Source organism: Stenotrophomonas sp. 05L413 (assembly GCF_056397945.1).
On record NZ_JBFTOL010000001.1, the window covers coordinates 281,571 to 303,945 of the forward strand.

General features: G+C 66.3%; 24 protein-coding genes. 10 read left to right on the forward strand and 14 right to left on the reverse strand.

The features are described from left to right. Nucleotides 1-157 precede the first annotated feature (157 nt). From AC1DIQ_RS01260 to AC1DIQ_RS01295, 8 genes are all read right to left on the reverse strand, one after another. Complete coding sequence (locus AC1DIQ_RS01260; RefSeq protein WP_282262641.1) at nt 158-373, reverse strand: hypothetical protein; 216 nt, start codon at nt 371-373, stop codon at nt 158-160. 192 nt (nt 374-565) lie between these two features. Beyond that, entirely contained in the window at nt 566-1,990 is a 1,425-nt protein-coding gene (locus tag AC1DIQ_RS01265; protein WP_121037974.1) for a replicative DNA helicase, read from the reverse strand. A gap of 214 nt (nt 1,991-2,204) precedes the next feature. Next, nucleotides 2,205-2,765: an NADPH-dependent FMN reductase gene (locus AC1DIQ_RS01270; RefSeq protein WP_152152643.1), complete on the reverse strand. Its 561-nt coding sequence runs from the start codon at nt 2,763-2,765 to the stop codon at nt 2,205-2,207. A gap of 121 nt (nt 2,766-2,886) precedes the next feature. Continuing rightward, complete coding sequence (asnB, locus tag AC1DIQ_RS01275) at nt 2,887-4,830, reverse strand: asparagine synthase (glutamine-hydrolyzing) (protein WP_478049315.1); 1,944 nt, start codon at nt 4,828-4,830, stop codon at nt 2,887-2,889. A 3-nt stretch (nt 4,831-4,833) separates the two neighbouring features. Then, the gene (locus AC1DIQ_RS01280) at nt 4,834-7,113 is read right to left on the reverse strand and encodes a thiamine pyrophosphate-dependent enzyme (protein WP_152152648.1); all 2,280 of its coding nucleotides are present in this window, start codon (nt 7,111-7,113) and stop codon (nt 4,834-4,836) included. 46 nt (nt 7,114-7,159) lie between these two features. Next, a complete protein-coding gene (locus tag AC1DIQ_RS01285) occupies nt 7,160-7,819 on the reverse strand; it encodes a glutathione S-transferase family protein (RefSeq protein ID WP_478049316.1) in 660 nt (219 codons plus the stop codon). A 91-nt stretch (nt 7,820-7,910) separates the two neighbouring features. Next, a complete protein-coding gene (locus tag AC1DIQ_RS01290; protein WP_152152650.1) occupies nt 7,911-8,462 on the reverse strand; it encodes a GNAT family N-acetyltransferase in 552 nt (183 codons plus the stop codon). A 131-nt stretch (nt 8,463-8,593) separates the two neighbouring features. Continuing rightward, nucleotides 8,594-9,424 (reverse strand): glycine zipper 2TM domain-containing protein, encoded by an 831-nt coding sequence (locus tag AC1DIQ_RS01295; RefSeq protein WP_123730792.1) that lies wholly within the window; start codon nt 9,422-9,424, stop codon nt 8,594-8,596. 159 nt (nt 9,425-9,583) lie between these two features. Here AC1DIQ_RS01295 and AC1DIQ_RS01300 point away from each other — a divergent pair, with 159 nt between their 5' ends. Both AC1DIQ_RS01300 and AC1DIQ_RS01305 read left to right on the forward strand, forming a co-directional pair. Continuing rightward, entirely contained in the window at nt 9,584-9,808 is a 225-nt protein-coding gene (locus AC1DIQ_RS01300) for a DUF6116 family protein (RefSeq protein WP_152152652.1), read from the forward strand. Next, nucleotides 9,805-10,578: a TatD family hydrolase gene (locus AC1DIQ_RS01305; protein WP_478049317.1), complete on the forward strand. Its 774-nt coding sequence runs from the start codon at nt 9,805-9,807 to the stop codon at nt 10,576-10,578. Before AC1DIQ_RS01300 ends, AC1DIQ_RS01305 begins: the two co-directional genes overlap by 4 nt. On the opposite strand, the gene AC1DIQ_RS01310 is transcribed toward AC1DIQ_RS01305, so the two are convergent. Beyond that, entirely contained in the window at nt 10,552-11,955 is a 1,404-nt protein-coding gene (locus tag AC1DIQ_RS01310) for an MFS transporter (RefSeq protein WP_478049318.1), read from the reverse strand. The genes AC1DIQ_RS01305 and AC1DIQ_RS01310 overlap by 27 nt on opposite strands. 97 nt (nt 11,956-12,052) lie before the next feature. Between AC1DIQ_RS01310 and AC1DIQ_RS01315 the strand changes: the two genes are divergently transcribed. Then, entirely contained in the window at nt 12,053-12,925 is an 873-nt protein-coding gene (locus AC1DIQ_RS01315) for a LysR family transcriptional regulator (protein WP_478049319.1), read from the forward strand. Between the two features lie 27 nt (nt 12,926-12,952). Here the strand turns inward: AC1DIQ_RS01315 and AC1DIQ_RS01320 are convergent, their stop codons facing one another. Beyond that, entirely contained in the window at nt 12,953-13,765 is an 813-nt protein-coding gene (locus tag AC1DIQ_RS01320) for a tRNA threonylcarbamoyladenosine dehydratase (protein WP_121038003.1), read from the reverse strand. Nucleotides 13,766-13,871: 106 nt separating this feature from the next. Between AC1DIQ_RS01320 and AC1DIQ_RS01325 the strand changes: the two genes are divergently transcribed. Continuing rightward, the gene (locus AC1DIQ_RS01325; RefSeq protein ID WP_428999399.1) at nt 13,872-14,300 is read left to right on the forward strand and encodes a hypothetical protein; all 429 of its coding nucleotides are present in this window, start codon (nt 13,872-13,874) and stop codon (nt 14,298-14,300) included. A 118-nt stretch (nt 14,301-14,418) separates the two neighbouring features. Beyond that, nucleotides 14,419-14,904 (forward strand): glycine zipper 2TM domain-containing protein, encoded by a 486-nt coding sequence (locus AC1DIQ_RS01330; protein ID WP_019185918.1) that lies wholly within the window; start codon nt 14,419-14,421, stop codon nt 14,902-14,904. 86 nt (nt 14,905-14,990) lie between these two features. Here the strand turns inward: AC1DIQ_RS01330 and AC1DIQ_RS01335 are convergent, their stop codons facing one another. Continuing rightward, nucleotides 14,991-15,194 carry a cold-shock protein gene (locus AC1DIQ_RS01335; protein ID WP_019185917.1) on the reverse strand — a complete coding sequence of 68 codons (204 nt, stop codon included), beginning with the start codon at nt 15,192-15,194 and terminating at the stop codon, nt 14,991-14,993. A gap of 231 nt (nt 15,195-15,425) precedes the next feature. Between AC1DIQ_RS01335 and AC1DIQ_RS01340 the strand changes: the two genes are divergently transcribed. From AC1DIQ_RS01340 to arsC, 3 genes are all read left to right on the forward strand, one after another. Next, a complete protein-coding gene (locus tag AC1DIQ_RS01340; RefSeq protein WP_478049320.1) occupies nt 15,426-15,911 on the forward strand; it encodes a DUF456 domain-containing protein in 486 nt (161 codons plus the stop codon). A gap of 152 nt (nt 15,912-16,063) precedes the next feature. Next, nucleotides 16,064-17,230 carry a phospholipase A gene (locus AC1DIQ_RS01345; RefSeq protein WP_121038012.1) on the forward strand — a complete coding sequence of 389 codons (1,167 nt, stop codon included), beginning with the start codon at nt 16,064-16,066 and terminating at the stop codon, nt 17,228-17,230. Further along, complete coding sequence (gene arsC / locus AC1DIQ_RS01350; protein WP_121038015.1) at nt 17,230-17,583, forward strand: arsenate reductase (glutaredoxin); 354 nt, start codon at nt 17,230-17,232, stop codon at nt 17,581-17,583. Before AC1DIQ_RS01345 ends, arsC begins: the two co-directional genes overlap by 1 nt. Before the next feature lie 9 nt (nt 17,584-17,592). Here the strand turns inward: arsC and AC1DIQ_RS01355 are convergent, their stop codons facing one another. Continuing rightward, entirely contained in the window at nt 17,593-17,946 is a 354-nt protein-coding gene (locus tag AC1DIQ_RS01355) for a hypothetical protein (RefSeq protein WP_193222796.1), read from the reverse strand. Between the two features lie 177 nt (nt 17,947-18,123). Here AC1DIQ_RS01355 and AC1DIQ_RS01360 point away from each other — a divergent pair, with 177 nt between their 5' ends. Beyond that, nucleotides 18,124-19,233 (forward strand): sterol desaturase family protein, encoded by a 1,110-nt coding sequence (locus AC1DIQ_RS01360; RefSeq protein ID WP_478049321.1) that lies wholly within the window; start codon nt 18,124-18,126, stop codon nt 19,231-19,233. Nucleotides 19,234-19,239: 6 nt separating this feature from the next. On the opposite strand, the gene AC1DIQ_RS01365 is transcribed toward AC1DIQ_RS01360, so the two are convergent. Beyond that, complete coding sequence (locus AC1DIQ_RS01365; protein WP_478049322.1) at nt 19,240-19,875, reverse strand: glutathione S-transferase family protein; 636 nt, start codon at nt 19,873-19,875, stop codon at nt 19,240-19,242. 160 nt (nt 19,876-20,035) lie between these two features. Between AC1DIQ_RS01365 and AC1DIQ_RS01370 the strand changes: the two genes are divergently transcribed. Then, the gene (locus AC1DIQ_RS01370; RefSeq protein WP_121038027.1) at nt 20,036-20,671 is read left to right on the forward strand and encodes a LysE family translocator; all 636 of its coding nucleotides are present in this window, start codon (nt 20,036-20,038) and stop codon (nt 20,669-20,671) included. Between the two features lie 101 nt (nt 20,672-20,772). On the opposite strand, the gene AC1DIQ_RS01375 is transcribed toward AC1DIQ_RS01370, so the two are convergent. Beyond that, entirely contained in the window at nt 20,773-22,290 is a 1,518-nt protein-coding gene (locus AC1DIQ_RS01375) for a fumarate hydratase (protein WP_121038030.1), read from the reverse strand. Nucleotides 22,291-22,375: the final 85 nt, after the last annotated feature.

The following is a 22,375-nucleotide window of genomic DNA, read 5'->3' on the forward strand; positions in this document are numbered from 1 at the left end:
AAACCCCGCCTCGGCGGGGTTTTTTGTGGGCGACAGGTACTGTGCCGGCCGCTGGCCGGCTCCACGCCATCGGTAGTGCCGGCCGCTGGCCGGCTCCACGCCATCCCGACAGAAGAGCAGCCGGCCAGCGGCCGGCACTACCCGATCGCGGTGTTGTTCAGGCCGTCGCCGTGCGCCCGCCCCCCAGGACCCGCGCCGGCAGCATGAGCAGCGCGCCCAGGAACGCGAACAGTGCCGAGAAGGTGATGCCCACCAGCCGGAACGGCAGGCTCAACAGCCACACGAACGGCCACGCCACCAGGGCCAGAACCGCCAGCGGCCAGCACAGCACGAACAGCAGGCACCACACCCCCAAGGCGAACAGGGTCTTCATCGCACGTCTCCGTTGGCGGCACCCTGCCGCCCGGAGACCACCATCGCGCCCTGCCCGGGCGCACTGCAACGGGTTTGCGACGAAACCCGGCTTACGCCGATGAAACGGCAGAGCCGGCCACTGGCCGGCTCTGCACGATGACAGTTCCATAGGAGCCGGCCAGCAGCCGGCACTACCGTAACGCTTTCGGCGTTACTCGAACGAACCCACCGAATCGTGCGACAGGTTGTCGAACCGGGTGTATTCGCCGAAGAACTTGAGCTTGCACGAGCCGGTCGGGCCGCCTCGGTGCTTGCCGATGATGATCTCCGCCAGGCCCTTGTCCGGCGAGGTTTCCTTGTTGTAGTAGTCGTCGCGGTAGATGAACACGATCATGTCCGCATCCTGCTCGATAGCGCCGGATTCACGAAGATCGGCCATCACCGGGCGCTTGTCGGTACGCGTTTCCAGCGAGCGGTTGAGCTGGGAGAGCGCGATGACCGGCACGTTGAGTTCCTTGGCCAGGCCCTTCAACGACCGCGAGATCTCCGAGATTTCGGTCGCGCGGTTTTCGCTGTTGCCCGGCACGCTCATCAGCTGCAGGTAGTCGATCACGATCAGGCCCAGGTCGTGCTCGCGCTTGAGGCGGCGGCACTTGGAACGCAGGATTTCCGGCGACACGCCCGGCGTATCGTCGATGAAGATCTTGGTTTCCTTCAGCATCCGGATCGCACCGGTGACCCGGCTCCAATCCTCATCTTCCAGCTGACCGGTACGCAGGCGCTGGGCGTTGATGCGGCCGTTGGAGGAAATCAGACGCATGGCCAGCTGCGAGGCCGACATTTCCATCGAGAACACCGCCACGCCCTTCTTGGACTTGATCGCGGCGTACTCGGCGATGTTCAGCGCCAGCGTGGTCTTGCCCATGGCCGGTCGCGCGGCCAGGATGATCAGATCGGTCGGCTGCAGGCCGGCGGTCATCGCATCGAAATCGGTATAGCCGGTCGGCAGACCGGTGATGTTGCCGCCGTTCTCGAAGCGGTTGCGCAGCTCTTCGAAGGCGTCTTTCAGCGCGCCCGGCATCGCCACGAAATCAGTGCGCCCGCGCGCGCCCTGCTCGGCGATCGCGAACACGGATTTTTCCGCTGCCGAGAGCAGTTCGCTGCTCTCGCGGCCTTCGGGCTGGAAGCCGTCGTTGACGATGTCCGTGCCGACCTGGATCAGCTGGCGCAGCACCGCTTTGTCACGCACGATTTCCGCGTAGGCGCTGATGTTGGCGGCTGACGGCGTGGTGCTCGCCAGCTCGATCAGGTACGCGCCATCGCCGACCAACTCCATCTTGCCCTGCGATTCGAACCACTCGCCCAGCGTCACCGCATCGAACGGGCGGTCGCGTTCGGACAGCTCGCGGATCGCGCGGTAGATCATCTGGTGATCGCGGCGGTAGAAGTCGGTTTCGGTCAGCTGGTCGTTGACCCGGTCATAGCTCTCCGGGGCCAGCATCAGCCCGCCCAGCACCGCCTGTTCGGCCTCGATCGAATGCGGCGGCACGCGCAGGGCGTCGATGCGCATTTCATCGCGATCAAAGCGGTCACCGCGGTCTTTGCGGTCGGAACGGAAGCCAGAACGGGCGGACATGGGGGGCGTACTTCCTGCAGTATGAGGCCTAGGACATGGTAGGCACGCGGGGCGCCCCGCAGCCATGCACAAACCTGTGGATAAACAGTGGATGAGCTGGGGATACCGGCGCCTGCCGGTACGATCGGCCGGGGCCGTCGCATCGCGTGCGACGGACGCCCTTGCGGCGCCCGTCCCCGCCATTATCGCAGAAGCCTGACCCGCTCGCGGTGGATCAGTGCGTGCCGCCGTGGGTGCCGACCCAGGCGATGAATGTGTCCACGAAGCCCTGCAGGAAGTCCTTGGTGCCCTCGTTGCTGATCGTGCCGTGGGCGTCGATCAGCCCTTCCTTGAAGTGCAGGAAGGCCTCGGGCTGGCCCAGCACCGGCATGTCCAGGTAGGCCAGGATGTTGCGCAGGTGCTGCTGGGCCAGCGCCGTGCCGATCACCCCGATCGAGGCGCCGATCACCGCCGCCGGCTTGCCGGCGAAGGCACTGTCGCCATACGGGCGCGAGCCCAGGTCGATGGCGTTCTTGAGCACGCCCGGGACCGAGCGGTTGTATTCGGGGGTGACGAACAGCACCGCATCGGCATCCCGGATCTGCTGCTTCAAGCGAAGGCCCTGGCTGGGATAGTCCTTGTCGAAATCCTGGTTGTACAACGGCAGGTCGCCGATCTCCACGTAGGAGAACACCGCCTTGCCGGTGGCCAGTTTCTCCAGCGCGTGAGCCAACGCCTGGTTGTGCGAGCCCTTGCGCAGGCTGCCGACCAGTACGGCAATCTTGTATTCGGCCATCACGTTCGCTCCGTTGGGGGAAAGGCCCAGCCTAGGCGGGCCCACCTTCGGCAACGGTGAAGGCGGCGTCAGCCACCCATGGGTGGCTGCCTTCCGTCCAGATGTACTCGCACGCGTGGCGCTATGCGCGCGTCACGTCGGCGCGTGCCTTGCGCCAATGCGCCTGCCAGGCCTGGAACATCAGCACGTTCCACAGATGCGTGTGCCATTTGCGCTCGCCCTGCTTGAACTGCTGCCACAGCGGCGCCACCGCCTCGACGTTGAACACCCCCTCCTCGGCCAGCCGCGCCGGATCCAGCAGTTCATCGGCCCAGCCACGCAGGTCGCCCTTGAGCCACGCGCTGACCGGGGCACCGAAGCCGCGTTTGGGGCGGTGCACCATATCCTGCGGTACATAGCGGCCCAGCACGCGCTTGAGCAGGTACTTGCTGACGCCATCGCGCTGTTTCATCGCCATCGGCAGCGACCAGGCGAACTCGGCCACCCGCCAGTCCAGCAGCGGGGCACGCGCCTCCAGGCTGACCGCCATGCTGGTGCGGTCCACTTTGCACAGCAGATCATCGGGCAGATAGGTACTGAAATCGGCCAGCATCATCGCGTCCGCCGGTGAGCCGGCGCCGTGCAGCGGATCGGCCAGGTCGTAGAAACTGCCAGCCGCCTGTGCACCGCGAACGGCGGCCACCGGATCGCGCCAGCGCGAAATGCGGTTGCGGTAGACATCGCCGATGCCGCGCGCGCCGGACTCGGCCAGCAGCGCGGCCAGCCCGCCCGTGCGCGAGGCCTCGCCCTGCGTATGCGCATGGCTGGCCATCCAGCGCCGCAGCGGCGCCGGCACCTTGCCGAGCAGGCGCCAGTTGCGCATCGCCCGCTGGTAACGGGTGTAGCCGAAGAACAGTTCATCGCCACCGTCGCCGGACAGCGCCACGGTCACGCCCTGCCGCGCCAGCTTGGCAACCAGCGCCGTGGGCACCTGCGAGGCATCGGCGAAGGGTTCATCGAACATTGCCGGCAGGCTGGGCACCACCGCGAGCGCGTCGGCACCGCTGACATACAGCTCGGTGTGATCGCAGCCCAGGTGCTGGGCCAGCGACTTGGCCAGCGGCGCCTCGTCATGATCCGAGCCGGTGAAGCCGATGCTGAAACTGTGCACCGGCTGGCTCGACTGTGCCTGCATCAAGGCGGCCACCACCGAGGAATCGGTGCCGCCGGAGAGGAAGACGCCGACCGGCACATCGGCCACCATGCGCAGCGCCACCGCGTCGCGCAGCACGGCATCCAGACGTTCTTCGGCCTCGGCATCGTTACCGGTGAACGGCGCGGCCAGGGCCTGCTGCATGCGCTCGCGCGCGTTCCAGAACGGCTGCTGCAACTGGTCCGGGCGATGCGCGGCAGCACCGGCGGCTACCGCCTCAGCATCCAGCCGCAGCACGCGGCCGGGCATCAGCTTGAAACAGCGTTCGTGGATGCAGTGCGGCGCGGGAATGTAATCCAGCCGCAGCAGCAGGGTGAGCGCATCGCGGTCGACCTCGTTGTCGAAGGCCGGGTGCTGCCACAGGGCCTTGAGCTCGGAGCCGAACACCAGCGTTTCACCGGCCCAGCCGTAGTAAAGCGGTTTCTTGCCGACCCGGTCGCGGGCCAGCCACAGGCAGCGCTCCGCGCGGTCCCACAAGGCGATGGCGAACATGCCGTTGCTGCGCTGCAGGGTCTCATCGAAGCCCCACTCGGTGATCGCGGCCAGCAGCACTTCGGTATCCGAATGGCCGCGGAAGCCGTGGCCCAGCGCTTCCAGCTCGGCGCGCAGCTCGGCGAAGTTGTAGACCTCGCCGTTGTAGGCCAGCACATAACGGCCATCGGCCGAGGTCATCGGCTGATGGCCCAGCGGCGACAGGTCCAGGATGCTCAGCCGGCGGTGCGCCAGCGCGATGCCGGCCGAGGCATCGGCCCACACCCCGCTGTCATCCGGGCCGCGGTGCACCAATGCGTCGCCCATGCGCCGCGCCTGTTCTTCCAGTGCTGCCTGCTCCCTTGCCGGAGCGGGCAGCAACATGCCTGCCAATCCACACATGTATCAATGGTCCTGCGCCAGCGCGAGGGCGGCGTTCAATACCGCATTGTCGCTTGGAAGCACGCACAATGCTGCCCCCGCCAGCGGCGTGTAGGTATCGGCCCCGCACACCCGCCGGATCGGCAGGTGCCCCAGCCCGGCCTCGACCAGCGCGGTGATCACGCCCTCGCCCACCCCGGCGCTGTGCCGCCCCTCATCGACCACCAGCACGCGCTGGGCATCGGCAGCCTGGCCAGCGATGAAACCGGCATTGAGCGGCACCAGCCAGCGCAGATCGACAATGCGCACCTGCCAGCCCAGCTGCTGCTCGATCGCCCGCGCCGCCCGCAGGCTCATCGGCACGCCATTGCCGTAGGTGAAGATGACCAGGTCACTGGCCTCCGGCGCGTAGACCCGGCCCTCGCCGAGCACCAGTGCCTGGTCGGCGGCCGGATACGGGAACAGCCATTGGCCATCGCCCGGCGCGTGCAGGTCCTTGGTCATGTACAGCGCGATCGGCTCGAGGAACACCGCGACGCGGCCATCGACGGTCGCCAGCGCCGCCAGGGTGCGCAGCATCATCGCCGCGTCGTCGCCGCGCGAGGGACAGCCGACCACCAGGCCGGGAATGTCGCGCAGCGCAGCGATCGAGTTGTCGTTGTGGAAATGCCCGCCGAAGCCCTTCTGGTAGCCCAGCCCGGCAATGCGCACCAGCATCGGGTTGCGGTACTGATCGTTGGAGAAGAACTGCAGCGAGCACGCCTCGCCACGCAGCTGGTCGGCCGCGTTGTGCAGGTAAGCCAGGTACTGGATCTCCGGGATCGGCAGCATGCCCAGGTTGGCCAGGCCCTGCGCCATGCCCAGGATCATGGTTTCGTCCAGCAGGGTGTTGAACACGCGGCGTGGGCCAAATGCCTTGAGCAGCCCCTTGCTGACCGTGTACACCCCACCTTTCTGCGCGACGTCCTCGCCAAACAGCAGCGTGGCCGGGTACTTGGCCATCAGATCGTGCAGGGCCTGGTTGATCTGGATCGCCAGATGGCGCGGCGGCTGTGTTTCCGGCAACTGCGACGCACCCCCAAATGCGGCAGCACGCGCGTCATCGGCGGCCACGCGCGTGGCTTCGGCATGCACCGCCGCCGGCGAATACGGCGCCAGTGGGGCGATGACCTCGGCGAGAGCGGTCAGCTTCGGGCGTCGATCCGCCTCGGCGGCCGCCGCGAAACAGCGCGCGCGCACGCGCTCGTACAGATCGAGCACCTGCGCGGCGGTCATCCACCCGGACTGCATCGCGATCGCCGCCGAGCGCAGCAGCGGATCGCTGGCCTCGGCGGCGCACAGCTCCGGCAACGGCCGCCATTCGATCTCGAAATCGGTGCCCGCATGGCCCATCAAACGCGTGGTACGCAGGTGCAGGAAGGTCGGACGGCGGGTCTGCCGGCAATGCGCCAGCGCGCGCTCGACCTGCGCATGCCCCTCGACCAGATCCAGCCCATCAGCGAAGAAGTAATCCAGGCCCGGGCGGTGCGCGAAACTCTGCGCGATCCAGCCGTCCGGGGTCTTGACCGAAATGCCGATGCCGTTGTCTTCGCAGACGAACAGGATCGGCGCTGGCAGCCGCTGGTAGGCCGCCCACGCCGCCGTGTTGAACGCGGTCTGCGCGGTGGCGTGGTTGGCCGAGGCATCGCCGAAGGAGCAGATCACCACGCTGTCCTCGGGAATCGGCAGCGTGTGACCGATGCGTCGCCCGCTTTCGATGGCCAGCGCGGTGCCCAGGGCCTTGGGCAGGTGCGAGGCGATCGTCGAGGTCTGCGGCAGTACCCACAGGGGCTTGCTGCCCCACACCTTGTGGCGTCCGCCGCTGGCAGGATCGTCCCGACTGGCCGCAAACGAAAGCGCCGCATCCATCACCGGATCCATGCCCGGCAGCTTGCGGAAGCGCTCGGCCATGAAGCCGCCGGAGCGGTAATGCAGGAAGGCCGGATCGGTATGCCGGGCCAGCCGCGCCACCAGCGCATTGCCTTCATGCCCGGACGAACCGATGGTGTAGAAGACCTTGTTCTGCACCCGCAGCACGCGCGCCATCAGGTCCAGGTGGCGGCTGATCAGCTGCGACTCGAAGAGGTCGGCAAAGCCCTGCGCATCCAGCGTGCTGCCGGGCAGGACGGGGCTGCCGGGGGCTGGCCTCGGCGCAGGCTCGCCACGCCACTGCTGCACGAAATCGATGAAGTTGGCGTCGCAGATCTCGGCCCGGTTGAGGCCCTTCATGCGCGCGGGAATCGGATCGGGAACCACGGCAAACATGCATCACCCTCCGGGACGTGTTGCGTAGGCGGATAACCGCACGAACTCAGCGGGACTGCGCGAACAGGGCCTGCACCTCCGGCAGCGGTGCGGGCATGGGGATGAAGCGCGGCTGCTCGCGCACGCGCTGCAGCCAGGCCTGGACGGCCGGATACGGGGCCAGCGCGATGCCGCCATCCGCCGCGACATCCGTGTAAGCGAACAGCGCGATATCGGCGATGCCGTACGCGCGGCCACTGAACCAAGGCGACGTGACCAGGTGCTCTTCCATCACCGCCAGGGCCTGTGCCGAGCGCTCGCGCAGGCGCGGCAGCTCGTTGCGGCGCGGCGAGTCCAAGGGTGTCCAGCCGCTGATGAAACGTGCGACCGCCAGGCACGGTTCGTGACTGTACTGTTCGAAGAACATCCAGCGCAGCGTCTGTGCGCGCTCCCAGCCATCCGTGGACAGATACGGCGTGCCCTCGGCCAGCCAGAACAGGATCGCGTTGGATTCGGGCAGCACCCGCCCATCATCGCGCTGCACCAGCGGCACCTTGGCATTGGGATTGATCGCCAGGAAATCCGGCGTATGGGTCTGGCCGTGCGCGCTGTCGACCTCGACCCAGTGGTAGCGCGTGCCCAGCTGCTCCAGCAGCATCCGTACCTTGTGGCAGTTGCCCGACACGGACATGCCGTACACCGTCAATGGAGCCCGCAACGACGTCATCGCTACCCTCTTGCGCATGCACCGCGGGCGGCTTGCCCGCGCTGCCGAGTCTGGCCTCACCGCCTCGCATTTGCCAAGCGCGGGTGCAGCATCACCGTTGGCCGGCGCGTCGCTGCCGCCATTGCTGGCGCGACTGGCCCCAGATCTCGATCGGCTTGCCGGCATGCGGTGGCGGCAGCTCGCCCATGCGCAGCAGCGAGCTGCCCAGCTTGCGCGCGACGATCCTGGAGTTTTCGTTCGCGGCATCGATGGTGTGGATGATCTCGTCCCAGCCCAGCGTGTCGAACGCCCAGTCCATGCTCGCCACGGCCGCTTCGGGCGCATAGCCCCTGCCCCAGCTCTCGCGGCGGATGCTCCAGCCGACCTCGGTGCCCGGCCAGTCCAGCGGCTGCCAGGGGCCCATGCGGCCGACCCACTCACCGCTGCTCTTTTCGATCACCGAGAACATCGAAAATCCGTACAGATGCCAGCTGCCGACCAGGCAGCTGAAGCTGCGCCACGCCTGCGACGGGGCCTGCACGCCACCGAGGTGCTGCATCACCTCCGGGTCCGAGCAGAAGCGCAGGAAGGCATCGAAATCCTCGGCGCGCGGTGGGCGCAGGATCAGACGGTCGGTCTCCAGCCGGAGGTCGAAAATGCTCATGGCGTCCTCGTGTGTTGCATGCGTGCCGGGATGATCGCAGATGCCGTGACCGGCGTGCCGTGCGGCTCGCCCCAAAACGCCGCACGCCGGCAGATGCCGGCGTGCTGGTGGTGCATTGACGCGGCAGGAACTTACTGCCTGTTCGCATCCAGTGCAGCGGTCTGGGTGACCAGCTGGCCGTCGATCACCGGCAGGCGATCGCTGCTCGGCTTGTTGTCCATCTTCACGGTCTTCTCGGCGCCGTCGTAACGGTAGGTCACGTTGTAACCGGTGACCGCATTGGTGGTGCCCATCGGGATGCGGTTGCCCGGCTTGCTGGCCATGCGCATGGTGCCGGTGGTGCCGTCTTCATTGCGGTAGGTCACGTTGTAGCCGGTCACGCGGGTCGACTCGGAGGTCGCGGTTTCGGTATGGCACTGGCGCTCGGTGCGGTTGACCACGCGGCCACCCACATGGCGCTTGTCCACCTGGTTGCCGATCATGCCGCCGGCAACGGCACCGGCGGCCGTGGCGGCCTTGCGGCCATTGCCACCACCGACCTGGTTGCCCAGCAGGCCACCGATGACGGCACCGGCGACGGTACCGCCAACGTTGCCGTCGCGCTCGGGCAGGCGTTCCTGCACCACCACGTCCTGGCAGACTTCATGCGGCGTCTGCGTGCTGGAGGTCTCGCGCACCGGCTCGGTGCCGATCACGGTGGCGTAGGCCTTTTCCTTCTTGGTCAGCGGATCGACCTTGACGATGTCGGCGTACTCGAGCTTGCCCGCCTTGTCTTCAATGGCCAGCTGATCGGTGCGCGCGCCATCGTCGGCCAGTGGCGTGGTGTCCAGAGTGGGCCGGGTCTGAGCAGCGGTCACCGCATCGGGCGAGGAACTGCCGCCCTTCATGAAGGCAGCGGTGGCGATACCGCCAACCAGCAGCGCACCCGCAGCGACCAACGCAGTAGTAGTTGTACTTTTCATAACCGGCTCCTTGCGGACGATCCGCAACGTTCTTGAGTGAATTCCAGCACGGCCACCCTGAACGGAATCTCCACGGATCGTGAACATCCGGCCGCCCATTCAGGTTCGGTGAGCCTTGGGCTCGTGATAGCGTTTACAGCATCTGCCCAGGAGTGCCTCATGTCCAATCCCATACTGTTGCCGGTGCTGGAATGGGCCCGTCGGCTGCGCTACCCCACCCTGTTCAAGATCACCGCCGCCCTGTTCGCGGTGACGCTGGTGATTCCCGATCCGCTGCCGTTCGTGGATGAAATCCTGTTTGGCCTGGGCACACTGCTGCTGGCCAACTGGAAGCGACGCGGCGACAAGCTTCCCCCGCCGCTGCCGGCCAAGCGCCGCGCGTGAGGTTGATCGACAGCCACTGCCACCTGGATGCGGGCGAGTTCGATGCGGATCGCCCTGTAGTGATCGCGCGCGCGCGCGCGGCCGGCGTCATGGCCCAGGTCGTTCCCGCCGTCACTGCCGCCAGTTGGCCCGGCCTGCGCGATGCGTGCCGGCTGGCCGACGGGCTGCACCCGGCCTACGGACTGCACCCGATGTTTCTGGACCAGCATTGCCCCGAACACCTGGAGGCTCTGCGTGCGTGGCTCGAACGCGAGCGCCCCTGCGCGGTTGGGGAATGCGGGCTGGACTTCTTCGTGGAGGGTCTGGACGTGGACGCTCAGCTGCACTACTTCCTGGGCCAGCTGCGGCTGGCACGCGAATTCGACCTGCCGGTGATCGTGCATGCGCGCCGCGCGGTGGATGCGGTGATCGCGGCGATCAAGCAGATCGGCGGGCTGCGCGGCGTGGTGCACAGCTTCTCCGGCAGCCCCGAGCAGGCGCGGCAACTGCACCAGCTGGGCTTCCTGATCGGACTGGGCGGCCCGCTCACCTATGACCGCGCCCAGCGCCTGCACCGCCTGGTCGCCAGCATGCCGCTGGAGCAGCTGCTCCTGGAAACCGATGCGCCGGATCAGCCGGATGCTGGGATCCGCGGAGAGCGTAATGAACCGGCACGCTTGCCGGTGATCCTGGAGACGGTGGCGCGGCTGCGCGGGGAGCGGGCCGACGTGATTGCCGCGCAGACCACGGCCAATGCGCGCAGCCTATTCGGGCTTCACGGTTTCTCCTGAAGCGCGCAACGGGTGCAGCGGCCCCGGCCGCATGCCAGACCAGCACAGGACGCTCGCCAGCAATAGCGCTGCCGCCGACATGCCGATCGAGATGTGCATGCCATGCATGAACGCATCCGGCGCGCCATCGCCGATCAGGCTACCAAACAGGGCGACACCCAGCATGCCGCCGACCTGTCGCGCACAGTTCAGTACGCTGGAGGCGATGCCTGCCCGCGACCGGTCGACCGATGCAAGCGTCGCGTTGGTCATGGTCGGCACCACCAAGGCGACCCCGCTTGCCGCCATCAGCATCGGTACGATCAACAGCGCGTAATGGCCCCCGATGCTCACCGGCATCAACAACAGGTAACCCGATCCTGCCAGCGCAAGACCCATGAACATCAGCAACCTGGGACCGAGCCGCGTAATCAGGCGCCCCGCCACCACATTGAGTGCGACCAGAACGAGGGTCATCGGCAGAAAGGCCAGGCCGGTCTGTTGCGGGGATAGATGCTGCTGCATCTGAAAAAACAGACTGAACACAAAAATCAGCCCGTAATAGGCGAAATTCACCGCGACGCCTGCCAGCGAGACGATGGAGAACGTGTGATTCCGAAACAGATTCAATGGCAGCATGGGTGAGGTGCTGCGAGCTTCAATCCAGAGGAAGGCCGTGAGGGACATGAGCGCCAACAGGGCCCCTCCGCGCACCACGCCATGCCCCCAACCCAGCTGACCTGCCTCGATCAGGGTCATGGTCGTCGCTGCCAGCGCAACCATGGCAGCCACCTGCCCACTCCAATCGAGGCCACGCCGATGTCCGCCGCCGGAAGGCGCCGCATGCCGAAGCGTCAGGCAGATCCCGATCAAACCCATCGGAAGGTTGATCAGAAACACGCTGCGCCAGCCTGCATGCGCTACCAGCACTCCGCCCAGCACGGGACCGGCAGCCAGAGCCGCTCCCCCGAGAGCGCCCCACCAACCGACGGCACGACTACGTGCCTGGCTGTCCGGAAATGCCTGCTGCACCATGACCAGCGAGTTGGGTACCAGCAACGCCGCGCCCATGCCCTGGATCAGTCTGGCCCCGACCATCACAGTCAGACTGCCCGAAAGCCCGCAGGCAGCCGACGCCAGAGTGAACACCACCAAGCCCGAGAGATAGAGCCGGCGCGCGCCGAAGCGGTCGCCCAGCGCCCCGCTGGTAAGCAGCAGTGCGGCGAAAGCCAAGGTGTAGGCATTGACCACCCACTGCAAGCCGGCCACATCGGTTGAAAATTCATGCTGCAGGGCATCCAGTGCAACATTGACCACACTGATGTCCAGCAGCACCACCACGAAGCCGAGCGCGGCGGCCCAGAGCGTACCGCGCGCGGAAGCAGAAAAAGCTGTCATTGGGGTCCCACAAGCAGAAGAGACCGCCCATGCTAGGCTTGGCGAGCACCCTCGAAAATTCCCCGAAATCACACCCCATACCTGCGAAAACGCACCGATGTTCGACTGGGAGAATCTCCGTCATTTCCTGGCGGTTGCGCGCGACGGCACCTTGTCAGGCGCGGCTCGGGCGTTGCATGTCGACCATGCAACCGTCAGCCGTCGTGTTGCGGCGCTGGAGGTCGAACTGCAGGTTGCGCTGGTCGAGCGCTTGCCACGCTCCGTCCGCCTTACCGGGATGGGCGTCCAGATTTACGAGCACGCCAAGGCCATGGACGCCTCAGCATTTGCTGTCGCCCGCGTGAGCCGGGCCAGCCAGGAGGCCGTCAATGCCAGGGTGACGCTTAGTGCACCGCCAGTGCTGGTGGCGCACCTGCTGGCGGAACGGGTTGCCGACTTCCGGGCAGCGCAGCCCGGCATTCAACTTTCCGTGTCGGCCCAAGCCCAGCAGGTATCACTCGCCCGCCGCGAGGCGGATGTGGCTCTGCGGCTGGTCCGTCCCAAGGAAGCCAGCAGCGTTGTGCGCAGAATCGGACGAATGCCGTTCGCGCTCTATGCCAGCCACGAGTACGTCGCCACCCGTCGGCCCGAAGACTGGGCCTTCATTGCCTATGACACGCAGTTTGCTGACATGCCCCAGCAGCAGTGGCTGCTGCAGATCGCGGGAAGCCGGACCGTGGCGTGCGAACTGAGCGACATCAGCAGTCATCGGGCAGCCGCTCTGGCCGGAGCGGGCGTGGCCGCGTTGCCGCGCTTTCTGGGTGATGCCGCGCCCGGACTGACTCCGCTGGAGCATGACGGGGCGCCGTTCTCGCGTGACATCTGGCTGGTGGTGCACCGTGACCTCCGGCGCTCGCCATCGGTACGCACGGTCATGGACTTTGTGGCGAAAGTCGTCGCGGACCGGCCCGGCCTCGGGTTGGACGCGTAAGCCGGTCCACTGCGTGACCGCAGCGGCTCAGTCGGCCGTGACCGCCGTGGCCGGCTTCTTCATCAACATCTCCAGCGCCTTGCCCACCGCCGCGAACGCGAACGCGCCGGTGATATGCGTGGCCGCGCCCAGCCCGGCGCCGCAGTCCAGCTTCAGCGCCGCATCGGCCCCTAGGTTCGGGCGGATGCCACACACGCTGCCGTCGGCCTGCGGGTACTTCACGTTTTCCAGCGAGTACACCGCCGGCACGCCGAAGTAACGCGAGGCGTTCTTGGGGAAGTTGAAATCGCTGCGCAGCTTCTTGCGGATCAGCGCCATCATCGCGTCGTGTTCGGTGCGCGAGACATCGCGGATCCGCACCAGGGTGGGATCGGTACGACCGCCGGCCGCGCCCACGGTCAGGATCGGCAGCTTGCGGCGGCGGCACCAGGCGATGGTCTCGACCTTGACCCGGAAGCTGTCGCAGGCATCGATCACCAGATCGAAATCGCGGTCCAGCAGCTCGACCATGTTGGACACGGTCAAGAAGGAGGCGACCGCATCGACACTGATGTCCGGGTTGATCGCCCGGCAGCGCTCGGCCATCGCCTCGGCCTTGTTGCGGCCGTACTGGCCGGCCAGCGCCGGCAGCTGGCGGTTGGTGTTGGACACGCAGATGTCATCGGCATCGATCAGGGTCAGATGGCCCACCGCCGTGCGCGCCAGCGCTTCGACCACCCACGAGCCGACGCCGCCCATGCCCACCACCGCCACCCGGCGGGTGGCAAGCAGATCCACGGTGCCTACCCCATACAACCGGTCGATGCCGGCAAATCGTTCGCGCAATACGTCGTTCTTCATGCCCCTATTTTAATGTGCACAGGGCGGTCCGGGACGCGCCGTGGACAGGACGCGTCGTACCATCGCCGCAGCCACCCTCACCGAAGCCCTCACCATGAACGACCCTATGTCCCCGCCCCGCCGCCCGTCCGCCGCGTACCGCTATCTGTTCGTCGGCCTGCTTGGCCTGGTGATCGGCCTGATCGCCACGGTGATGGTCTCGCGCGCGATCCAGGCCCGCCAGGACCCCTTCCCGGATTCGCTGATGCACGTGATGAACCGCCAGGTGCAGTTGCTTCAGGCGGCGCAGGCGCAGAACCGCTGCAGCCTGGCCGACACCGTGCCGCGGCTGCAGACGCTGCGCTCGCTCTCCAATGATCTGGACCTGGCCTTTCCCGGCCTGAAGGACAGCCAAGGCTTCCAGCAGCACGCCAGCGCCCTGCGCGCCACCCTCAATGAGGCCCTGGCCGCGCCGCCGACCGACTGCCCGGGCATGGCTACGCTGGTGGAGAAGATCCAGACAGACTGCAAGGCCTGCCACCAGGATTTCCGCTGATTCATCTTCCAGCCACCCTGGCGCACCGGGATTGGCACGCTGTTCACGCAGCACAGGACACGATCTGCTCCATGCGCACCAGACGCATTCGACCACCCCTCTGGCCAGGAGATACACCATGAAGATTCAACTGATTGCCGCCGCTGCCGTTGCCACCGTCGCCCTGGCTGGCTGTGCCACCACCTCGCCGGGCTACGGCAGCAGTGGTTACAACAACGGTTACGGCAATTCCGGCGGCAACTACAACACCAACCGCTGCGCGGACTGCGGCATCGTGACCCGTATCAATCAGGTCGCTTCGGGCCGCAGCGCACCGAGCGCGACCGGCGCGGTGCTGGGTGGCATCGTCGGCGCCGTCGCCGGCCATGAGATCTCCGACCACACCGGTGGCAGCCGTGGCAACAAGAACATCGCCGCCGCCGCAGGCGCGGTGGGTGGTGCGCTGGCCGGCAACCAGATCCAGAAGAACGTGACCAGCGATACGTTCGACATCACCGTGCGTATGGATGACGGCCGTACCGTCGTCGTCAACCAGCGTGATCTGGGTGGTATCCGCGAGAACACCTACGTCCGCGTGGTCAACGGCAAGGTGATCCTGCGCTGATCGGCGCGCAACGCACACGTAAATAAAAAAGGGCCCGCGCAAGCGGGCCCTTTTCGTGTTTCAACCAGGCAGGACCCGGTCTGCGCTCAGAGCGGCTTGACCTTGTCGGCCTGCAGGCCCTTCTGGCCCGTGACCACTTCGAACTCGACCGCTTGACCTTCCTTCAGGCTCTTGAAGCCCTGGGATTCGATCGCACGGAAGTGCACGAACACATCTTCGCCGCTCTCACGGCTGATGAACCCGAAACCCTTCGCGTCGTTGAACCACTTGACGGTGCCCTTCTCAGCCATCTCAGCTACTCCCTAACTGTCTTGTTGTTGGATACACCCGTACAGGCGGCTGACAGCAAGGGGAAGCGGGGTGCAACGATGCAGCGGATCTGGAAGATCTACCATCATCAGGCCACGATCCACGGTGACCTTGCCAAGCTCAGCGTCTGCAACTTAACCCGGGCAAAACGAAAAAGCAACTAGCTAAAAGCTTACGATGTCAACCCCATTTCAGGAACCATACTCGACAGCATGGACCCTTCATTCATCTTGTATCTGCTAGCAGCCCTCCTGGTACTGGTCGGCATCGCCGGCATCCTCCTCCCGGCCCTGCCCGGAATTCCCCTGGTGTTCGCCGGCCTGCTGCTGGCGGCATGGGCAGATGGCTTTGCCCATGTGGGCTGGTTGCCGCTGGCGGTACTGGGGCTGCTGACCCTGCTCTCCTTCGCGGTGGACATCCTCGCCACGGTGGTCGGCGCCCAGCGGGTCGGCGCCAGCCGCAAGGCGCTGTGGGGCACCTTCATCGGCAGCATCGCCGGGCTGTTCTTCATGCCGATCGGCCTGTTCGTCGGGCCGCTCGCCGGTGCGCTGCTGGGCGAGTATTGGCATACCCGCGAGCTCGGCCATTCGACCAAGGTGGGCCTGGCAACCTGGGTTGGCATCCTGCTCGGGTTCGCCTTGAAACTGGCGCTGGTGATCGCGATGCTGGGCCTGTTCGCGTTCGCGTGGTTCTTCTGACCGGCGGCGGCGTGACGGCTTCACGCCCTGACCACACCATTGACCGGCATAAACCGGATCAGATCGACCGTGTCGTGCGCTGGCGGGAATAGTCCTCAGCGGCCACACTGTGCCGGTTGACCCATTCATTCTTGTCACGCGGCCCTGCTCCCATGACCATTCCCCATTCCCGCTCCGCCCTGTTCACCGCCCTGGCCCTGGCCTGCGCGGCGCTGCCTGCTGCTGCCCAGGAAGCCGCGCCCACCCCGGCCTCGCCGGAGGCCTGCGCCCAGGTGGACACTGACGCAGCGCGCCTGGCCTGCTACGACACGCTGTTCGGGCGTACGCCCGAGGTCACCCTGGCCGCCGATGCCGCTGCCACCGCCGCCAAGCAGGAGCGCCGGGAAGAACGTCATGCCGCCCGCAGTGCCGACGCCGACGCGCCCGCGACGCAGCGGGTCAAGCAGCGCCTCGGAGAAGTGTTCAAGAACGACGGCCATGAAGATGCGCTGGCCAATGCCGGCAAGGGCTCGCTGCTCGACAGCCGCTGGGAGCTCGCGCAGGACTCCAAGCTCGGCGCGTTCCAGCTGCGCGCCTACAAGCCGGTCTACCTGCTTCCCGCGTTCTGGACCAGCGACAAGAACCAGATGCCGCAGTCGCCCAATCCGGTCAACACGGTCACCACCTCGCAGCAGCTGGACAGCGCGGAACTGAAGTTCCAGCTCAGCTTCAAGACCAAGATCGTGGAGAACCTGTTCGGCGACAACGGCGACATCTGGGCCGGCTACACGCAGAGCTCGCGCTGGCAGGCCTACAACGCCGACAACTCGCGCCCGTTCCGTGAGACCAATTACGAGCCGGAAGTGATGCTGATGTTCCGCAACGGCTATTCGATCGGCGGCTGGCGCGGGCGCATGAGCGGGATCAGCATCAACCACATGTCCAACGGTCGCGCCGATCCCCTGTCGCGCAGCTGGAACCGGGTGATCGCCACCGTCGGCCTGGACCGCGAAAACTGGGCGCTGGTGCTGCGCCCGTGGTATCGCATTCCGGAAGATCGCAAGGACGACAACAACCCGGACATCTCCGATTACATGGGCCGCGGTGACGCCACCCTGACCTGGAACAAGAACGGTCACGAAGTCTCGCTGATGGCGCGTCACTCGCTGCGCGGCGGCGACCGTTCGCACGGTGCGCTGCAGCTCGATTACGGCTTCCCGATCAGCAATCTGCTGCGCGGCCACGTGCAGATCTTCGATGGTTACGGCGAGAGCATGATCGATTACAACCACAAGGCCACCTATGTCGGCCTGGGTGTGTCGCTGCTGGAGTGGTATTGATGGCCGTGACGATCTGGCACAACCCGCGCTGCAGCAACTCGCGCGGGGCGCTGGAGATCCTGCGTGAACACGGCATCGAGCCGGTGGTGGTCGAGTACCTGAAGACGCCGCCGGACCGTGCCACGCTCGCAGGGCTGATCACGCGCATGGGCATCGCCCCGCGCGCGTTGCTGCGCAGCAAGGAGCCGGCCTATGGTTCGCTCGGGCTGGACGACGACGCGTTGCCCGATGCCGCGCTGATCGAGGCGATGGTCGCCCACCCGGAGCTGATCAACCGCCCGATCGTGGAGACCCCGCGCGGCGCACGCCTGTGCCGGCCGCCGGAGACGGTGCTGGCGATCCTGCCGGCCTAAGGCCGTGCCTCAGCTGCCCCCGCAGCGGCTGGTGCACCGGCTGTTATCCTCGCCGCAGGTCAGCGCGGGCAGCCGGTTGCGGCAGTAGTCGCTGCTGGCCTGGCATGCCTTGCGCAGCTCCGGGTTGTCGATCTTGTCGCACTTCGCGTCGCGCTGGGTCGCCACCCCGGCGCCACAGCTGTCGCCGCTGCCAAATCCCGTCCGGTTGGTCATGCAACTGTCGTACTGGCGTTGGCACTGCTGCATGCACTGATTGGCGGCGGTGACCTCGCGCAGGCTGGGCGGGGCGGTGTGGAAATCGCCATCACTGCTGCAGGCGGTGACCAGCAGGATCAACAGCAGGGCGGAAAGCATCCTCGGCATCGTCGTGCTCCGTGTCGAAAGCATCCGGCCTTGGCCGGCATGTGTGCATGCCCGGAATGTAGCACTGCTTGTTTTCCAAATTAATACCCGGGCTGCCACCGCAGCCGCAAATGCCTCTTCCGTTACGCCGGCTCCGGCGCCCACAATAGCCCCGCCCTTTCACCTGGATGCCAGCGGATGGCCCGACCACAACGCTCGTTCTTCGCCTACGGCTCGGCTCTGCTGGGCCTGCTAAGCCTGATGGGCGTGGCCTGCTTCCATTTTCCGGATCTGTTGACCAGCCGCGAGTTCCGCGCGGTCTACAACGAACAGTTCGCCCGCCACCTGCTGCTGGTCGGGCTGGCCGCCGCCTTCATCATGGGCACCCTGGCGATCCTGCGCGACCGCAACAAGCGGATTGCCACGATCGGCGTCGGCAGCGCCACCCTGGCGGTGCTGCTGGGGGGTACCAACGTGCAGTTCGATGCGATCGGGCAGACACCCTACTCGCTGGGTCTGGACTGGTTCGTGCTGTCGCTGTTCTTCTCGGCACTGGTATTCGTGCCGCTGGAGCGCTACCTCGGCAAACACGTACTCTCGCCGCTACGGCCGGGCTGGCGTACCGATGTCGGCTATTTCTTCATGAGCCACGTGCTGGTGCAGTTCATCCTGATCCTGGTGACCGCCTCGACCTCGACCATTGCCGGGCTGGCCGCGTTCCCTGCGCTCAAGACACTGATCCAGTCGATGCCGGTGTGGCTGCAGTTCCTGATCGCGGTATTCGTTGCGGACATGGCCCAGGCACTTCTGCACCGCGCGTATCACAACACCCCATGGCTCTGGCGCTTCCACGCCGTGCACCACTCCAGCCGGCACATGGATTGGCTGGCCGGCTCGCGCATCCATTTCGTCGAAATCGTCATCACCCGCAGCTGCGTGCTGCTGCCACTGCTGGTACTCGGCTTCTCGACCCCGGCGATCAATGCCTACGTGATCCTGGTGGGTCTGCAGGCGGTGCTTGCCCACGCCAACCTGGGCATCCGTTTCGGCTGGCTGGAGTACCTGCTGGTGCTGCCGCGCTACCACCACTGGCATCACGCGCGGCAGCAGGAGTACGTCGACGTCAACTACGCCATCCACCTACCGCTGGTGGACATGCTGATGGGCACCTTCAAACTGCCCCGGGATCAGCGCGAATGGCCGCAGGAATACGGCGTCATGAAACTGGAGACCGTGCCCAAGGGGCTGCTCAACCAGCACCTGATGCCATTCCGTGCACGACGGACCTTCGACCAGTACGTCGACTGAACCCTGTCAGCGCCAGTCGGTGATGCCCTCGCGCCGGTAGACCTCGGCGAACGCCGGCCGTGCTTTCAGGCGATCCGCGTACGTCTTCAATGCCGGCCAGGTGTCACTGGGCGTGGGCATGTTGCGCGACCAGCGCATCAGCATCACCAACATGAAATCGACCACGCTCAACGACTCGCCCAGCACATACGGGCCGCGCGTGGACAGGTGCTCGGTCAAATGCTGCCAGGCGCCTTCCAACCGCTCGCGCGCACGCTGGCGGGTCGCGTCCATATGCTCGGGGCCCGCCATTTCCTGCGGGTAGAACCACGCCCGATACGCCGGTTGCACGGTGTTGGCGCACCAGAACATCCAGCGGTACGCCTCGGCGCGCTCGGCAGTCCCCGGTGCTGGCAGCAGGGCCGCTTCCGGGTCGCGGTCTGCCAGATGCAGCGCGATCGCTGCCGCTTCGGTCAATACCTGCCCGTCCAGCACCAGCGTCGGCACCAGGCCCGCGGGATTCAAGGCGAGATACGCTGCATCCTTGTGCTCGCGCGTGTCGAAATCCAGCAGCACCAGATCGTGCTCGATCTGCAGTTCCAGCAACAGCCAGTGCACGACCAGCGCGGCGGTGCTCGGTGATCCGTACAGCGTGGTGCGCATGCTCAGGGCCTCTTGAGGGAGGCGCACAGTATGCGCCCGCGCTCCGTGCCATCACATGGGTACAGAGCACGGGCGATGGGGACGCGTTCTGTCTCTGCCACTGCGCCGCGGACGCTCGCAGAATGCGTCCTCTGCCCCGCCGCCAGCCCAGGATCCCCCCATGCCCGATTCGTCCGCTCTGCTCGCCTTCGGTCTGATTTCGCTGGGGATGGTGCTGACGCCCGGGCCGAACATGATCTATCTGATCTCGCGCTCGATCTGCCAGGGACGCACCGCCGGGCTGATCTCGCTGAGCGGTGTCGCGCTGGGTTTTCTGGTGTATCTGGTGTGCGCGGCACTGGGCATCACCGCGCTGCTGATGGCAGTGCCGCATGCCTACGATGTGTTGCGTTTCGCCGGCGCGGCGTATCTGCTGTACCTCGCCTGGCAGGCGCTGCGCCCTGGCGGACGTTCGCCGTTCCAGCTGCGCACGCTGGACCATGACAGCCCGCGCAGATTGTTCGGCATGGGCCTGTTCACCGCGCTGCTCAATCCGAAGATCGCCGTGATGTATCTCTCGCTGCTGCCGCAGTTCATCCAGCCCCGTGGGCATGGCAGCGTGATGGTGCAATCGGTGGTGCTCGGGCTGGTGCAGATCGCAACCAGCGTCAGTGTCAACGCACTGATCGTACTGGCCGCCGGCAGTATCGCCACCTTTCTGGCCGGGCGCCCGCGCTGGCAGACGGTACAGCGTGGCCTGATGGGCACGGTGCTCGGCGCGCTGGCGGTGCGCATGCTGGTGGACGCGCGCCGCTGAGGGGAAGTAGCGGCCAACGGTCGGTGCCTGCCAGCGTCAGCCACGAAAAACGGCGCCCTGGGGCGCCGTTTTCGTTTCCAGCGTTGCCGCGACCGGAGGCCTCAGGCGACCACAACTGGAATCTTGCCGATGCGGGCCTGCCATTCGCGCGGGCCGGTCTGGTGCACGGACTCGCCGGTGGAATCCACCGCCACGGTCACCGGCATGTCCTGCACGGTGAACTCGTAGATCGCTTCCATGCCCAGATCCGCGAAGCCCACCACCTTGGCCGCCTTGATCGCCTTGGAGACCAGGTACGCCGAGCCGCCGACCGCCATCAGGTAGGCCGACTTGTTGTCACGGATCGCTTCGATCGCCGCCGGGCCGCGCTCGGCCTTGCCGACCATGCCCAGCAGGCCGGTCTGTTCCAGCACCTGGCGGGTGAACTTGTCCATGCGGGTGGCGGTGGTCGGGCCGGCCGGGCCCACCACTTCGTCGCGCACCGGATCGACCGGGCCGACGTAGTAGATGAAGCGGCCCTTGAGGTCGACCGGCAGCGGCTCGCCCTTGTCCAGCATCTCCACCATGCGCTTGTGCGCGGCGTCGCGGCCGGTCAGCAGCTTGCCGTTGAGCAGCAGGGTCTGGCCCGGCGTCCAGCTGGCGACGTCTTCCGGAGTGATCGTGTCCAGATCGACCCGGGTGCCCTTGGAGGCGTCATAGGTGATCTGCGGCCAATCTTCCAGCGACGGCGGATCGAGCATCACCGGGCCGCTGCCATCCAGCGTGAAATGCGCATGGCGGGTGGCCGCGCAGTTCGGGATCATCGCCACCGGCAGGTTGGCCGCGTGGGTGGGGAAATCCTTGACCTTGATGTCCAGCACAGTGGTCAGGCCGCCCAGGCCCTGCGCGCCGATGCCCAACGCGTTCACCTTGTCGAACAGTTCCAGGCGCAGTTCTTCGGCACGGTTGGAGGCGCCACGGGCCTTGAGCTCGTTGATGTCGATCGGCTCCATCAGCGACTCCTTGGCCAGCAGCATCGCCTTCTCGGCGGTACCGCCGATGCCGATGCCGAGCATGCCCGGCGGGCACCAGCCGGCGCCCATGGTCGGCACGGTCTTGAGCACCCAGTCCACGATCGAATCGGACGGGTTGAGCATGGCGAACTTGGACTTGGCTTCCGAACCGCCGCCCTTGGCCGCGACGATCACCTCGACGGTGTCACCCGGCACCACCTTGACGTTGACCACGCCCGGGGTGTTGTCCCTGGTGTTGATGCGCTTGCCGGCCGGATCGGCCAGCACCGAGGCGCGCAGCTTGTTGTCCGGGTAGTTGTAGGCACGGCGCACGCCTTCGTTGGCCATGTCCTCCACGCCCATCGTGGCGTCGTCCCAACGCACGTTCATGCCGATTTCCAGGAACACGGTCACGATGCCGGTGTCCTGGCAGATCGGCCGGTGGCCTTCGGCGCACATCCGCGAGTTGATCAGGATCTGGGCCATCGCCTCCTTCGCGGCCGGCGACTCTTCGCGCTCGTAGGCAGCGTTGAGGCTCTTGATGTAATCGACCGGGTGGTAGTACGAGATGTACTGCAGCGCGTCGGCGATGGACTGGATGAGGTCTTCCTGCTTGATCGATGTCACGACTTGCTCGCTTGCTGGAGGCTGGCGGGGTTGAACCGCCGATTTTAACAACTACCGCCGGGCGGCGTTGAGAATCGCTCGCGGC

Bases quoted from the DNA above. Each gene is read 5' to 3' on its own strand.
- AC1DIQ_RS01360 (WP_478049321.1), top strand. From the start codon at position 18,124: ATGGCCCGACCACAACGCTCGTTCTTCGCCTACGGCTCGGCTCTGCTG.
- AC1DIQ_RS01300 (WP_152152652.1), top strand. From the start codon at position 9,584: ATGTCCAATCCCATACTGTTGCCGGTGCTGGAATGGGCCCGTCGGCTG.
- arsC (WP_121038015.1), top strand. From the start codon at position 17,230: ATGGCCGTGACGATCTGGCACAACCCGCGCTGCAGCAACTCGCGCGGG.
- AC1DIQ_RS01340 (WP_478049320.1), top strand. From the start codon at position 15,426: ATGGACCCTTCATTCATCTTGTATCTGCTAGCAGCCCTCCTGGTACTG.
- AC1DIQ_RS01310 (WP_478049318.1), bottom strand. From the start codon at position 11,955: ATGACAGCTTTTTCTGCTTCCGCGCGCGGTACGCTCTGGGCCGCCGCG.
- AC1DIQ_RS01345 (WP_121038012.1), top strand. From the start codon at position 16,064: ATGACCATTCCCCATTCCCGCTCCGCCCTGTTCACCGCCCTGGCCCTG.
- AC1DIQ_RS01330 (WP_019185918.1), top strand. From the start codon at position 14,419: ATGAAGATTCAACTGATTGCCGCCGCTGCCGTTGCCACCGTCGCCCTG.
- AC1DIQ_RS01320 (WP_121038003.1), bottom strand. From the start codon at position 13,765: ATGAAGAACGACGTATTGCGCGAACGATTTGCCGGCATCGACCGGTTG.
- AC1DIQ_RS01260 (WP_282262641.1), bottom strand. From the start codon at position 373: ATGAAGACCCTGTTCGCCTTGGGGGTGTGGTGCCTGCTGTTCGTGCTG.
- AC1DIQ_RS01325 (WP_428999399.1), top strand. From the start codon at position 13,872: ATGTCCCCGCCCCGCCGCCCGTCCGCCGCGTACCGCTATCTGTTCGTC.
- AC1DIQ_RS01270 (WP_152152643.1), bottom strand. From the start codon at position 2,765: ATGGCCGAATACAAGATTGCCGTACTGGTCGGCAGCCTGCGCAAGGGC.
- AC1DIQ_RS01335 (WP_019185917.1), bottom strand. From the start codon at position 15,194: ATGGCTGAGAAGGGCACCGTCAAGTGGTTCAACGACGCGAAGGGTTTC.
- AC1DIQ_RS01280 (WP_152152648.1), bottom strand. From the start codon at position 7,113: ATGTTTGCCGTGGTTCCCGATCCGATTCCCGCGCGCATGAAGGGCCTC.
- AC1DIQ_RS01355 (WP_193222796.1), bottom strand. From the start codon at position 17,946: ATGCCGAGGATGCTTTCCGCCCTGCTGTTGATCCTGCTGGTCACCGCC.
- AC1DIQ_RS01295 (WP_123730792.1), bottom strand. From the start codon at position 9,424: ATGAAAAGTACAACTACTACTGCGTTGGTCGCTGCGGGTGCGCTGCTG.
- AC1DIQ_RS01370 (WP_121038027.1), top strand. From the start codon at position 20,036: ATGCCCGATTCGTCCGCTCTGCTCGCCTTCGGTCTGATTTCGCTGGGG.
- AC1DIQ_RS01315 (WP_478049319.1), top strand. From the start codon at position 12,053: ATGTTCGACTGGGAGAATCTCCGTCATTTCCTGGCGGTTGCGCGCGAC.
- asnB (WP_478049315.1), bottom strand. From the start codon at position 4,830: ATGTGTGGATTGGCAGGCATGTTGCTGCCCGCTCCGGCAAGGGAGCAG.
- AC1DIQ_RS01265 (WP_121037974.1), bottom strand. From the start codon at position 1,990: ATGTCCGCCCGTTCTGGCTTCCGTTCCGACCGCAAAGACCGCGGTGAC.
- AC1DIQ_RS01365 (WP_478049322.1), bottom strand. From the start codon at position 19,875: ATGCGCACCACGCTGTACGGATCACCGAGCACCGCCGCGCTGGTCGTG.
- AC1DIQ_RS01290 (WP_152152650.1), bottom strand. From the start codon at position 8,462: ATGAGCATTTTCGACCTCCGGCTGGAGACCGACCGTCTGATCCTGCGC.
- AC1DIQ_RS01285 (WP_478049316.1), bottom strand. From the start codon at position 7,819: ATGACGTCGTTGCGGGCTCCATTGACGGTGTACGGCATGTCCGTGTCG.